This window comes from Sphingopyxis sp. 2PD, assembly GCF_005503695.1.
In the GTDB taxonomy this organism is placed as follows: domain Bacteria; phylum Pseudomonadota; class Alphaproteobacteria; order Sphingomonadales; family Sphingomonadaceae; genus Sphingopyxis.
On record NZ_SCMU01000037.1, the window covers coordinates 1 to 11,860 of the forward strand.

17 protein-coding genes and 1 pseudogene are annotated in these 11,860 nt (G+C 65.0%); 12 read left to right on the forward strand and 6 right to left on the reverse strand.

Annotation, left to right across the window (positions count from 1 at the left end; genetic code table 11):
- Nucleotides 1-48: 48 nt before the first annotated feature.
- Nucleotides 49-894 carry a nucleoid-associated protein gene (locus tag FFS18_RS16105; protein WP_137871631.1) on the reverse strand — a complete coding sequence of 282 codons (846 nt, stop codon included), beginning with the start codon at nucleotides 892-894 and terminating at the stop codon, nucleotides 49-51.
- 77 nt (nucleotides 895-971) lie between these two features.
- Between FFS18_RS16105 and FFS18_RS16110 the strand changes: the two genes are divergently transcribed.
- The 8 genes from FFS18_RS16110 (at nucleotide 972) to FFS18_RS16140 (ending at nucleotide 4,266) form a co-directional block, all read left to right on the forward strand.
- Nucleotides 972-1,403, forward strand: a complete 432-nt coding sequence (locus FFS18_RS16110) for a hypothetical protein (protein ID WP_137871632.1) — start codon at nucleotides 972-974, stop codon at nucleotides 1,401-1,403.
- A gap of 151 nt (nucleotides 1,404-1,554) precedes the next feature.
- The gene (locus FFS18_RS16115; protein ID WP_037554756.1) at nucleotides 1,555-1,761 is read left to right on the forward strand and encodes a cold-shock protein; all 207 of its coding nucleotides are present in this window, start codon (nucleotides 1,555-1,557) and stop codon (nucleotides 1,759-1,761) included.
- Nucleotides 1,762-1,764: 3 nt separating this feature from the next.
- Nucleotides 1,765-2,028, forward strand: coding sequence for a translation initiation factor IF-1 (gene infA / locus FFS18_RS16120; RefSeq protein ID WP_120215832.1), 264 nt, complete (start codon nucleotides 1,765-1,767; stop codon nucleotides 2,026-2,028).
- Between the two features lie 64 nt (nucleotides 2,029-2,092).
- Nucleotides 2,093-2,245, forward strand: a complete 153-nt coding sequence (locus FFS18_RS17545; RefSeq protein WP_212743066.1) for a hypothetical protein — start codon at nucleotides 2,093-2,095, stop codon at nucleotides 2,243-2,245.
- Nucleotides 2,246-2,269: 24 nt separating this feature from the next.
- Complete coding sequence (locus FFS18_RS16125) at nucleotides 2,270-2,461, forward strand: hypothetical protein (protein WP_120215831.1); 192 nt, start codon at nucleotides 2,270-2,272, stop codon at nucleotides 2,459-2,461.
- Nucleotides 2,462-2,534: 73 nt separating this feature from the next.
- The gene (locus tag FFS18_RS16130) at nucleotides 2,535-3,506 is read left to right on the forward strand and encodes a hypothetical protein (RefSeq protein ID WP_137871633.1); all 972 of its coding nucleotides are present in this window, start codon (nucleotides 2,535-2,537) and stop codon (nucleotides 3,504-3,506) included.
- Between the two features lie 158 nt (nucleotides 3,507-3,664).
- Nucleotides 3,665-4,036 (forward strand): antitoxin Xre/MbcA/ParS toxin-binding domain-containing protein, encoded by a 372-nt coding sequence (locus FFS18_RS16135; protein ID WP_120215829.1) that lies wholly within the window; start codon nucleotides 3,665-3,667, stop codon nucleotides 4,034-4,036.
- Nucleotides 4,033-4,266: a hypothetical protein gene (locus tag FFS18_RS16140; RefSeq protein ID WP_137871634.1), complete on the forward strand. Its 234-nt coding sequence runs from the start codon at nucleotides 4,033-4,035 to the stop codon at nucleotides 4,264-4,266. The genes FFS18_RS16135 and FFS18_RS16140 overlap by 4 nt, the downstream gene beginning before the upstream one ends.
- On the opposite strand, the gene FFS18_RS16145 is transcribed toward FFS18_RS16140, so the two are convergent.
- The 3 genes and pseudogenes from FFS18_RS16145 to FFS18_RS16155 form a co-directional block, all read right to left on the reverse strand.
- The gene (locus tag FFS18_RS16145) at nucleotides 4,263-5,519 is read right to left on the reverse strand and encodes an RNA polymerase sigma factor (protein WP_137871635.1); all 1,257 of its coding nucleotides are present in this window, start codon (nucleotides 5,517-5,519) and stop codon (nucleotides 4,263-4,265) included. The genes FFS18_RS16140 and FFS18_RS16145 overlap by 4 nt on opposite strands.
- Nucleotides 5,520-5,630: 111 nt before the next feature.
- Nucleotides 5,631-5,990 (reverse strand): annotated as a pseudogene (locus FFS18_RS16150) (YciI family protein); the annotation flags it as partial.
- A gap of 90 nt (nucleotides 5,991-6,080) precedes the next feature.
- On the reverse strand, nucleotides 6,081-7,091 hold the full coding sequence (locus FFS18_RS16155; RefSeq protein WP_137871636.1) for a GlxA family transcriptional regulator: 1,011 nt from the start codon (nucleotides 7,089-7,091) through the stop codon (nucleotides 6,081-6,083).
- Between the two features lie 127 nt (nucleotides 7,092-7,218).
- On the opposite strand from FFS18_RS16155, the gene FFS18_RS16160 reads away from it, so the two are divergent.
- From FFS18_RS16160 to FFS18_RS16175, 4 genes are all read left to right on the forward strand, one after another.
- Nucleotides 7,219-8,046: an alpha/beta fold hydrolase gene (locus tag FFS18_RS16160; protein WP_137871637.1), complete on the forward strand. Its 828-nt coding sequence runs from the start codon at nucleotides 7,219-7,221 to the stop codon at nucleotides 8,044-8,046.
- Between the two features lie 57 nt (nucleotides 8,047-8,103).
- Nucleotides 8,104-8,880 (forward strand): SDR family NAD(P)-dependent oxidoreductase, encoded by a 777-nt coding sequence (locus FFS18_RS16165; protein ID WP_137871638.1) that lies wholly within the window; start codon nucleotides 8,104-8,106, stop codon nucleotides 8,878-8,880.
- Between the two features lie 12 nt (nucleotides 8,881-8,892).
- A complete protein-coding gene (locus FFS18_RS16170; protein WP_137871639.1) occupies nucleotides 8,893-9,390 on the forward strand; it encodes a hypothetical protein in 498 nt (165 codons plus the stop codon).
- Nucleotides 9,391-9,515: 125 nt separating this feature from the next.
- Entirely contained in the window at nucleotides 9,516-10,487 is a 972-nt protein-coding gene (locus FFS18_RS16175) for an NAD(P)H-dependent flavin oxidoreductase (RefSeq protein WP_137871640.1), read from the forward strand.
- Here the strand turns inward: FFS18_RS16175 and FFS18_RS16180 are convergent.
- Together FFS18_RS16180 and FFS18_RS17550 are read right to left on the reverse strand one after the other, a co-directional pair.
- Nucleotides 10,477-10,962: an AHH domain-containing protein gene (locus tag FFS18_RS16180; RefSeq protein ID WP_171005343.1), complete on the reverse strand. Its 486-nt coding sequence runs from the start codon at nucleotides 10,960-10,962 to the stop codon at nucleotides 10,477-10,479. The genes FFS18_RS16175 and FFS18_RS16180 overlap by 11 nt on opposite strands.
- Nucleotides 10,962-11,795, reverse strand: a complete 834-nt coding sequence (locus FFS18_RS17550) for a hypothetical protein (protein ID WP_171005344.1) — start codon at nucleotides 11,793-11,795, stop codon at nucleotides 10,962-10,964. The genes FFS18_RS16180 and FFS18_RS17550 overlap by 1 nt, the downstream gene beginning before the upstream one ends.
- Nucleotides 11,796-11,860 lie beyond the last annotated feature (65 nt).

Sequence of the window (11,860 nt, forward strand, 5' to 3'; positions counted from 1 at the left end):
GCCGGCCAATGGTCCTGGGGGCATGCCCCCAGGACCATTGCCATCCCATCAATCAACCATCATGAAGGAGCCGGACTCTACCTCTGACTGGTAACAATCAGGGGAGCACGTCAGAATTGTAGGCGACTGGTCGACCTTCAGATAGGTGTAGAGTCCATTGAAGAGATCAACTTTCTGGTCTCTCGGAAGATTCGACGACCTTATGTAACTCTTTGTTTGCTCAAAAAATTGCTTCACCCTGTGGGCGCTATCTTCCGGAATATCCAACCCGAGAAAGTTGCTATAAAAGTAATTTGCAGCCCCATCGCGGCGGGAGGCCGTAAGAAGCTGATCAAACAGCAAAGGAGACCAGCCGTCAGGAAAATCGGCGTCGTCGGCCGCGCCTTCATCCATGAAAAGGCCAATTTTGTACAATTTTGTTCCCTTGCTCAGGAACAAGTCGCTAACGAACCTCGCTTGGAGATTCCCAGTTTTCTGAAATGCTTCGTGAAGCTCGGCTTTCATAACCGCGAAGAACCTGTTCGCGGGCTGGCCGACCGAACCTTCGAATACGACAACAACGCCCCCAGGTATTCTCTGCGAAGTCTGTGACGCGGCCAACTTATCTGCAAAATGCCGTGACTGAAGGATAAAATCCGCATCGTTTGCGCCGTTCAATAACTCTGCCCCAATAGCCACGGCAGAACCGGCACCGGAATCCCGGATGGCCATTTCCATGCAGTGTCCGTCGCTTTTAAAAGCCGCAAGAACTCTGCTTCGAAAAGCATTCAGAGCAGCACCCTGAAGCTGAAATAGCCCTTGAGCATACTGAGGCTGGACTACATTCCCCGCATCATCACGGACATAAACTTCATGCAGACAAACTCGGCTAACCGTAAGGTTTTCTAGCGCCATATCCCCTCCAATATATCAAGTAGCCGCCAACACTGTGGCGCGACATAAATCTTCCTCATGTTCTCAGATACATCGATGTGATCAACTTTCATATCAAAGAAGAACCGCACTCGAACTATTATGCCTTTCCAAACTTAAACAAACCCCTTTCCTACATTTCACCCATATGGTTCATTCCATCGGTTTCAACCAACCAAAAGGATGAATCGATGAACGACTACCCCTACGACCCCGCGCAAATCCCCGCCCCCGCCAGCTATCACTGGACTCCGCGGTTCCAGCGCGAATTTTTGGAAGCGTTCGCCACCAACGGGTCGGTAAAGATTTCGGCGGCCAAGGTCGGCATCTCGCCGTCCGCCGTCCATCAACCCAAGCAGCCGCCCGACCGCGCAGCGTTTCGGCTCGGCTGCGCCGCGACGCCGCTGATCGCGTCGGCTCGCTCGCCTCATCAACCGCGCGAAAGCGCGCAAAACCGCGCCCGGATTGCGCGTCATCGGCTGAAACCTTGACTTTTCAAGGAAAACTGCCATATTGCTCCCGCTATCGTCGCCTGCGACGGAAATTTACGGTCCTTCGGGACATTATCTTCCCTTCACACGCCACCAGCTCCTGCGGTGCTTTTGCCGCGGGATTCCTGTTTCTCGTGAAAGGAAACACCCCATGCCGATCGGCACCGTAAAATTCTTCAACGCCGACAAGGGCTATGGCTTCATCGAAAATGAAGACGGCTCGGGCGACAGTTTTGTCCATATCACCGCGGTCCAGGCCGCGGGCATGGACACGCTCAACAAGGAACAGCGCGTTTCCTACGAACTCGAAACCGGCCGCAATGGCAAGGTTTCCGCCATCAACCTCCAGTCGGCCTGATTTTTGGCCAAAGAGGAATTGATGACCTTCGAGGGGCAGATCGACGAGATCCTGCCCGACGGGCGCTTCGGCGTCGTGCTCGAAAATGGCCATCGGGTCGTCGTTTACACGGCCGGCCGCATGCGGCGTTTCCGCATCCGGTCGGTCGTCGGCGACGCCGTGCGCGTCGAAATGACGCCCTATGACCTCAGCAAGGGCCGCCTCGTCTACCGCGAACGCGGGGCGGGGCCGGTTCCACCCGGCCAGCGCAAACGGCGCGGGCCGTGATCCCAAGGGGATCGGCGCGATCCGCGCCGACCTTCAACGCAAGACACTCAAAACAAAGATAAAGATGATGATTTCATTCAACAACAACTCGATTTTTCCCGCTCTGCCCGCGCTGTCGCTGGCTGGCAAGGCCCAGACGGTCAACCCGTCGCGCCACCGCCGCCCGACGCTTTCGCGCCGCGAGCTCCGGCGTTTGATCGCCGATATGGTCGATTGATCGACCCAACATAAGGAAGCAGCCATGTCGGCCACCATCGAATTCTACTCCGCCCAAGCCGCGAAATGCACCGCCGAAGCCGATGCGTCGGCGTTGACCCAGGTCCGCGACCGCAATCTGCGCGCCGCGGCGGCCTGGCAGGCGATGGCCGACAAGCTGCTCCACACTGAAAAATTGCGCGCCGACAAGGAGCGCGCGGCGGCGACCAACGCCTGACCAAAAACCGCTTTCCTACATTTCACCCATATGGTTCATTCTGACGGTTTCACCAAACCGAAAGGACGAATCGATGGACGACTATGCATACGACCCCGCCGCGATCCCCGCCCCCGCCAGCTATCACTGGACGCCGCGGCTCCAGCGCGAATTTCTGGAAGCCTTCGCCACCAACGGGTCGGTGAAGATTTCGGCGGCAAAGGTCGGCATGTCGCCCGCCGCGGTCTATCAGCTGAAACAGCGGCCCACGGGCGCGGCGTTCCGGCTCGGCTGCGGCGCGGCGCTGCTGATCGCGCGCGGGCGGCTCGTCGACGAACTGCTCGACCGCGCGATCTGGGGGCATGACGAAACCACCGAGCTGCAACGCGAGGACGGCCGCAGCTTCATCAAGCGCCGCCGCATCGACAGCCGCCTTGGCCTCGCGATGCTCGCGCGGCTCGACCGCATGGTCGAAACGCGCGCAGAGGCGGGCGAGGATATGCTGGCGCAGTCGATCGCGGCCGACTGGCCGGGCTTTCTGGCGCTGTTCGACGCCGCTACGGCGCCGGGCGCCGCGGACGCGGAGGGTGCGGAGGGCGCGCCGGGCGACCTTATCGCTGCGCTCGCGGTCTGGCTGGCGGCGCGCGACCGCTGCACCGACCCGGTCGCCGTCTTGGCCGGAGATAGTGAAATCGCGCGTCAAGTTGCGCAGATTTCCGCCGATCCGGGCTATGGCGACGATGGCAGCGAAACCCCCGAAGAGGCGGCGGCGGCGATGACCGTGTGGTTCGACGACCATGCGGGCGACTGGCGCACCGACTTCCCGCCGCCCGCCGATTTCTGGGGGCACGAGGAGGGCCAGTTCGGCGACCCCGCCTATGCCCGCGCGCTCGATGACGACGAGCTGGAAGTTTACGAAAACCTGCGCGTGGCCGAAGTCACCCCGCTGCTGATCGCGGGCGAAGCCGCGCGCCGCGCCTTTTTCGCTTCGCTCGATCCGGCCAATGATGCCGCAGCCGATCATGCGGGCGCGGATGCCTGGCCGGAGCAGCGGGCGCGCGGGTGAGCGACGGTGGTGCTCGCTCACGGTCAGGCACCGGCGGCGGCGCCTTACAATCGCCTTGCGCCGCCCCCATATAGATATCATCGCGGTATTGATGGTCATGAGCCGCCGCGGCTGAGAGACCTGCGCGCTCCCGCTTACCCGCACAGGAGCCGCGCCCGATGAACAGCCGAGCCAAACCCGCTACCCCTCCCGTCGGCAAGGCGCAGGTCACCGCACCCGCCAAGCCCGCCAGCGCTGCGGCGAGGGCCGACGCCGCGACCGATGCCGACGCGCCCGCCCGCACCCGTACCAATAATTATTTCCGCAAGAAACGTACGCCACTCGCGCGCGACGATGCCAAGCGGCAGGGCGACATCAGCCAGCTGGCGTTCCTGACCATGGGCGGGCGCGATGCGGCGGTCGAATTCCTCAACAGCGAAAATGCCGCGCTCGGTGGCCGCCCGCTTGCGCTCGCCACCGCCAGCGCCGAAGGCTTTGAACAGGTGGCCGCCGCAATCCGCGCCATGGCGCCTGGCGCCACCCCGTCATGAGCCGCGCGATGAACGTCACGCTGACCGAGGCCGAGGTGATCGCGCTGTGCAAGAGCGCGGGGGTGATCATCAGCGCGATCGAACCCCTGCCCGATGGTGGCACCCGCCTCGTCTGCGTCTCGCCCGACGGTGCCGACAAGATGCGCAAGAAGCTGAAGAAAAGCCTGATCGACGGCACCGTCACCCGCCACCGCTTCTACCGCGCCCCGGGGTCCGAAGGGGGCTATTAACAATCGGCGGCGCGCGACAACAGATAGTCGCGTTCGCGGTCATTGCCGGCCAGCGCCGCCGCCGCCGTGAACGCCGCCTTCGCCTCGGCGGGGCGTCCGGCGCGGAGCAGGAAGTCGCCGCGCGCCGCGGGTAGCGGGGCATAGTGGCGCAGCGCTGCGTCGTCCGAGATTTGGTCGACCAGCGCCAGTCCGGCGTCGGGGCCGAACGCCATGCTGTGCGCGACCGCGCGGTTGAGCTCGACCACCGGCGAGGGCATCACCTGCGCCAGCCGGTCGTACAGCGCCGCGATGCGCCGCCAGTCGGTGTCCTCGGCGCGGCGGGCTCGGGCGTGGCAGGCGGCGAGCGCGGCCTGCAAAGCATAAGCCCCGTCGGCGCCGCCCAGCGCCTCGGCGCGGGCCAGTGCGTTGAGGCCGCGGCGGATGAGCAGCTGGTCCCAGCGCGCCCGGTTCTGCTCGGTCAGCGGCACGAACTGACCGTCGGGACCGGCGCGCGCCGCCAGCCGCGACGCCTGGATCTCGACCAGCGCGAGCAGCCCCAGCACCTCGGGCTGCTTGGGCATAAGGCCGGCCAGGATGCGCGCCAGCCGCTGCGCCTCGGCGCAGAGCGGCGGGCGGACCAGCGACGGCCCCGCGGTTGCGGCATAGCCTTCGTTGAAGATCAGATAGACGACCTCGAGCACCGACGGCAGCCGCGCCGCCAGCTCGGCGCCGCGGGGGACTTCGAACTGGACCCCGGCCTTGGCAATCGCTCTCTTGGCCCGGGTAATCCGTGCCGCGATCGCCGCTTCGTTGGAAAGGAACGCCCGTGCGATCTCCTCCACCGTCAGCCCGCCGACCAGCCGCAGCGTCAGCGCGGCGCGCGCCTCGGCACCGATCACCGGGTGGCACGCGGCAAAGATCAGCCCCAGCAGCTCGTCGCCCAGCGGATCGTCGAGCGCCGCCTCGACCGCCGCCGCTCTCATGTCCTGCTCCTCGTCCCGTTCGCGAGCGATTTCGGCATGTTTGCGGCTTTGCATCTGGGCGTGGCGGATGCCGTCAATCGCCCGCCGCTTTGCCGCCGCCATCAACCAGGCGCCGGGATTGTCGGGGACGCCGCGGGCGGGCCATTCGGTCAGCGCGACCAGCAGCGCATCCTGCGCCAGCTCCTCGGCGCGGTCGACGTCGCGGGTCAGCCGCGCCAGCCCGGCGATCAGCCGTGCCCGCTCGATCCGGAAAACCGCCTCGATGGCCCGATGGGTGGGGTCCGCCGCCATGCGCCACGGTTAGAGGCGCATGGCGGGGCAGGCAAGCGATCAGCCGTTCGCGAGCTTTTCGCCCACGCCGTCGTGGATCGCGGCGGCTTCGTCGGGGATGATGTCGGCGAAGTCCTCCATCTCGTACAGCGGGCGGATCTCGATCTCGCTCGGCCCGAACATCGGGTTGGGGCAGCGCTTCACCCATTCGACCGCTTCGTCCATGTCCTTGACTTCCCACAGCCAATAGCCGGCGACCAGTTCGCGCGTCTCGGCAAAAGGGCCGTCGATCACGGTGCGGCTGGGGCCATCGAAGGCGACGCGCTTGCCGAACGACGAGGGCTTCAGGCCGTCACCGGCGACCAGCACCCCGGCATTGACCAGCTCCTCGTTGAACTTGCCCATATCGACGAACATCTGGTCAAGCTCGGGCGACGCCGTCATCCCCTGTTCGCTGTCCTCGGTCGCTTTCACAAAAACCATCACGCGCATTCTTCATCTCCTTTTGGTCGGGCCAACAGCGGCGCCTGACCACATGACGAACGAGCCACCGCCAAATCGACACGGGCTGCGAAATAATTTTCAGGCGACCTCGGCGAGCGATTGCGGCGTCGCAAATCGCTGCCGATATTCGTGCGGCGACAGGCCGGTCAGGCGGTGGAACAATTTGCGGAAGGCCGCCGCATCCTCATATCCGACGCTCCATGCGACCTGATCGACGGTGCGCCGCGTGAACTCGAGCAGCTCGCGGGCCTTGCCGACGCGCAGATGCTGGACATATTCGACCGGGGTCATGCCCGTCGCCGCCTTGAACCGGCGCTGGAACGTCCGCTCCTCCATGCCGGCTTCGCCCGCCATCGCGGGGACGGCGACCGGCCCCGCGCCGCGTCCCTGCAACCAGTGCTGCACCTTCAGGATCGCCTCGTCGCCATGCGTCAGCCGCGGCGCGAAACTGGCATAATTCTTCTGCTCGCGCCCGCCGGGATCGATCAGCAGGAAGCGCGCGGTTTCCATCATCACCGTCGGCCCCAGCAGCCGCTCGACGATGCGCAGCCCGAGGTCGGTCCACGCCATCAGCCCGCCCGCAGTGACGATGTCGCCATCGTCGATCACCATGCGGTCGATCTCCAGCCGTACGTTGGGGAAACGCTCGCGGAACTGTTCGGCAAAGAACCAGTGCGTCGTCGCCGGGCGCCCCGCGAGCAGCCCGGTCGCCGCAAGCGCAAAGGCGCCGCCGCAATTCGACGCCAGCACCGCGCCATGCGCATGGCGATCGAGCAGCCAGCGGGCATAGGGTTCGACCTCGCCGGGCTCGAGCAGCTTGTGCAAACTGCCCGGCGCGATCAGCACCGTGGGCGAATTGCCCGCGGGCTCGTCGGGATGGCTGTCGAAACAGCGCGCAAAGCCCCCGCCCTCCTGCAACCGCCAGTGGCTGGCGCGGATCGGCGCGCGGCCGTGCTGCACCGCGAACCGTCCCGCGATGTCGAACAGGTCGGTGATACCGTGGACCATGCCGATCTGGCAGTCGGGATAGAGCATCATCCCGACCTCGACGAGCGGTTGCGGCGCTTCGGGCAGCTTCACTTTCGGCATGGCGAACCTTTTGTCGGAATCGGCCCGCATAATGTCGGGTCCGCCAATCCCGCGCAAGCCCGCTCTGGCCTATCTCTCCTTCATCGGGACGGACACCCCGCCCCCCTCCAACGAAAGGAACCAAGCCATGACCACGATCACCACCAAGGACGGTACGCACATCTTCTACAAGGACTGGGGTCCGAAGGACGGGCAGCCGATCATCTTTTCGCACGGCTGGCCGCTCAGCGCCGACGCCTGGGACGCCCAGATGGTGTTCTTCGCCAATCAGGGTTTCCGCACCATCGCCCACGACCGCCGCAGCCATGGCCGGTCGGATCAGGTCTGGGACAACAACAATATGGACCAGTACGCCGACGACCTCGCCGAACTGATCGAACAGCTGGACCTGAACGACGTCATCCTCGTCGGCCATTCGACCGGCGGCGGCGAAGTCACCCGCTATGTCGGCCGTCATGGCACGGATCGCGTCGCCAAGATCGCGCTGATCGGGGCAGTTCCGCCGCTGATGCTCAAGACCGAAGCCAATCCAGGCGGTCTGCCGATCGACGTGTTCGACGGCATCCGCAAAGGCACCTTCGATAACCGGCCGCAGTTCTTCCACGATCTGACCATCCCCTTCTACGGCTATAACCGCGACGGCGCGGTGGTCAGCGAAGCAGTGCGCGACGACTTTGTGCGGCAGGGCATGATGGGCGGACTCAAGGGCCAGCTCGACAGCATCCGCGCCTTTTCGGAAAGCGACTTCAACGCCGACCTGACGAAATTCGACGTCCCGACTCTGGTCCTGCACGGCGACGACGACCAGATCGTTCCCGTCGATGCCTCGGCCCACGCCACGGTGAAGATCGTCAAACAGGCGGTGCTGAAAATCTATGCAGGCGCCGACCATGGCCTGACGGTCACGCATCAGGACCGCTTCAACGCCGACCTTCTGGATTTCATCAACAGCTGATACACGGAGGCGCGGTCCAGCGGGGCCGCGCCTCCTCCTTCGTCAAGGAGATATATCATGACCAAGCAGACCTTTCTCATCACCGGCGCATCGGACGGCATCGGCGCCGTTTATGCCGACCGCCTCGCCCGCCGCGACCACAATCTGATCCTCGTCGCGCGCCGTGCCGACAAGCTTGCCGAACTCGCCGACCAGCTACGCGAAGACACGGGCGTCGCGGTCGATGTCATCGCCGCCGATCTCGCCAACCCCGATGACCTTGCCCGTGTCGAAGCGCGCCTGCGCGACGACGATGCAGTCACCGGCCTCATCAACAATGCCGGGATCGCGGGCGAAACCAGCTTCGTCGACGCCGATCCGGCGCATCTGACGACGCTCATCAATCTCAACATTCTGGCGGCCACCCGGCTCGCCGCGGCGATTGCCCCGCGGCTTGCCGCGAAGGGCAGCGGGGCGATCATCAACATCAGCTCGGTAACCGCGCTGATCCCCGACGGCTTCACCGCCACCTATCCCGCCAGCAAGGCCTATGTGCTGGCGTTCAGCGAAGCATTGCACGTCGAACTCGGCGCCAAGGGCGTACGGATCCAGGCAGTGCTGCCGGGCGCCACGCGCACCCCGATCTGGACCGAGGAGCAACTGGCCAGCCTGCCCGCCGAAATCGTGATGGACGTGGACGACATGGTCGATGCCGCACTCGCCGGTTTCGATGCGGGCGAAACCGTCACCATTCCCGCCCTGCCCGACATGGCCGACTATGAAGCCTATATTGCCGCGCGCGCGGCGCTTCGTCCCAACCTGTCGCTGGCGCGCCCCGCGGCACGCTATCTGTAAAGGAGGCGTGCCATGATCCTTGGCCTCACCATCCCGCAGTTCACCGCGCTGCACGTCGCAATCAGCCTGATCGCGATCGCCGCAGGGCTGATCGCCCTCCCAGCCTTCGCTCGCGGCCGCATCCTGCCGCGCACCACCGGTATCTTCCTCTGGACGACCTTGCTCACCAGCCTGACGGGTTTCCTGTTCCCGATCGTCGCCTTCACCCCGGCGCTTGGTTTCGGCATCCTCTCGACGCTGATCCTCGTCGCGACCTTCTGGGCCTGGTATGGGCGCAAGCTCGTCGGGTGCGCCGCTACGGTCTATGTCGTCACCGCCACGCTCGCGCTCTACCTCAACCTGTTCGTGCTGGTCGTGCAAAGCTTCCTGAAGGTTCCCGCGCTCAACGCGCTGGCACCCAATGGAACCGAACCGCCCTTCGCCATCGCCCAAGGCGCGCTGTTGATTGCCATGGTCGGGCTCGGCTATCTGGCGTTCAAGGCGGCCCGTCGCCGAACCGTCACGGCCTGAACACAACGGGATTAATGGCACAGGCGGCTTCGGCCGCCTTTGTCCGTTGTGTCACCGTCAACCCCTCTTGCACGACCTTCCGTTTACGTTAAGGTCAGTTTCAAACTGCTACCGGAGAGTGATTCATGGCCCTGCCCCCCATTTTCGACCGCCTGCGCCTGCCCGTCATCGGCTCGCCCCTGTTCATCGTGTCGGGGCCGGAACTGGTGATCGCGCAGTGCAAGGCGGGCGTTGTCGGCAGCTTTCCGGCCCTGAACGCACGCCCCCAGACGTTGCTCGACGAATGGCTGCACCAGATCACCGAAGAACTCGCCGCGTGGGACCGCGACAATCCCGATCGCCTGTCCGCACCTTATGCGGTCAACCAGATCGTCCATAAATCGAACGACCGGCTGGAACAGGACATCGCCACCTGCGCCAAATGGAAGGTACCGATCACCATCACCTCGCTCGGCGCGCGCGAGGAACTCAACCAAGCGGTGCATAGCTGGGGCGGCATCACCCTCCACGACGTCATCGACGATCGTTTTGCGCGCAAGGCGGTTGAAAAGGGCGCCGATGGGCTGATCCCCGTTGCTGCCGGCGCGGGCGGTCATGCCGGGCGGCAATCGCCTTTCGCGCTGGTGCAGGAAATCCGCGAATGGTTCGATGGCCCCGTCGCGCTGTCGGGCGCGATCGGCCACGGCCGCTCGATCCTCGCCGCGCAGGCATGCGGCGCCGACCTCGCCTATATCGGCAGCGCCTTCATCGCGACCGCCGAAGCCAACGCCGACCAAGGCTATAAGGATGGCATCGTCGAAGGCCGCGCCGCCGACATCGTCTATTCGAACCTGTTCACCGGGGTACATGGCAATTACCTCCGCCAGTCGATCGTCGCTGCGGGCATGGACCCTGACAATCTGCCCGAAGGCGACCTGTCGACGATGAACTTCGGTTCGGGTGGCAACACCAAGGCCAAGGCGTGGAAAGACATCTGGGGATCGGGCCAGGGCATCGGCCCGGTGACCGCGGTCCGCCCCGTCGCGGAATTCGTCGCCGCGCTTGAAGAACAATATCTGGCGGCGCGGCGCGAGCTGGAGGCGAAAGTCAGGCTGTGACGCCCCCGAACAACCGCTCGATCGCATCATCCAGATAGGGCCGATCGACGAACAGGCGCATCGGATCACGGCGGTTGAGCCAGAATCCGGCCCCGTGCCGGTCGGTCAGCGCGCGGCGCGTCGTGTCCTGCAACAGCCGCAGGCGCATCACCGCCGTCCGCCGCGCAGCACGCGGATCCGACGCCGCGTGCAGCGCGAAATGAGCGCGAATACCCTCGACCCGCGCCGCAACGACGTCGCTATAGCCCTGATGCGGCCCGCGGTGCAGCGCGTGGCCCGACGACAGCGCCGTCCCCTCGCAGGCGGGCAGTATCACCCCGTTGCGGTGAAAATCCGCGAGGGCAAAGCCCTCGGTTTGCAAATGATCGAACATCGCCGCCATCTGCGCGCGGTGCAGCAGCGCGATCGGGATCAGATGATGTCGCTGAAAACCCGGTTGCGGTGGCGGTGCGCCCAGCCAACCGCGGCCCGGCATCAGCGATCGCGGCCAAACTCGACGATCACGCTCGATCGCTGACCGCCGGTAGCGGGCGTTGGCGACAGGTCGATCCACTCGCCGCTCTCCAGCCCGCGCATCGTGCGGCCGTGCCGCACCGGACCGTTCAGCATCATATCCAGCGCCAGGCGGGACAGCCGTTTCACCATGTCGGCAACCGTCCATCCCTCGGGAATCCGAGCCTCCAATTCCTGCCCCGCGAACAGCGCCAGTCCGCGCGTCCCCATGCTAGCACCCCCGGCATCCTCGCGGCGCCGAAACGCGACGAGGTGCAGCACCGGCGGCATCCCGCTCGCCAGCATTTCGGCGATCGCCGCGCGAAACTGTGCCGCGTCCGACCACAGCCGCGCGGGCGACCAAAAAAGGTGGCTGGCATCGAACAGGTCGATCAGCAGCACCAACATCTTGAAGAATTCGCGCATCTGCGTCGGCTGCGCAGTCGCCGTCGCGGGCTCGTCGGTCGGTTCGGGTACGAACATCCAGCAATGGTCGTCGCCGCGCCACTCGCCCGGCAGGCTGGCGGCGAGCAAACTGGTCGACGGATGGTCGGGATCGGCGGCATCGAGCGCATGATCCGTAGCGGGACCAGCCAGGACCGACACAGCCCCGAAGCGCAGGCGAAAGCGCGGCGGACCACCATCGGCAGCGTCAAGCGCGACCCGTTCGGGCCGCAGCCCCATATGGCGCAGCGCCGTTTCCAGCGCGTCCGCCGACTGCCCGCGCATCGCTCCGCCGACGATCAGCCCAAAGGGTTCGGGCGGCACCGGCAGGATCAGATCGTCCGTGTTCCCCGCGCCCATCTCGCCGGCCAACCTCCATCGCCTCGCGCCCGCATCGCAAGACCGGCGGCAATGATCAAACGCATAATTGCCGATGA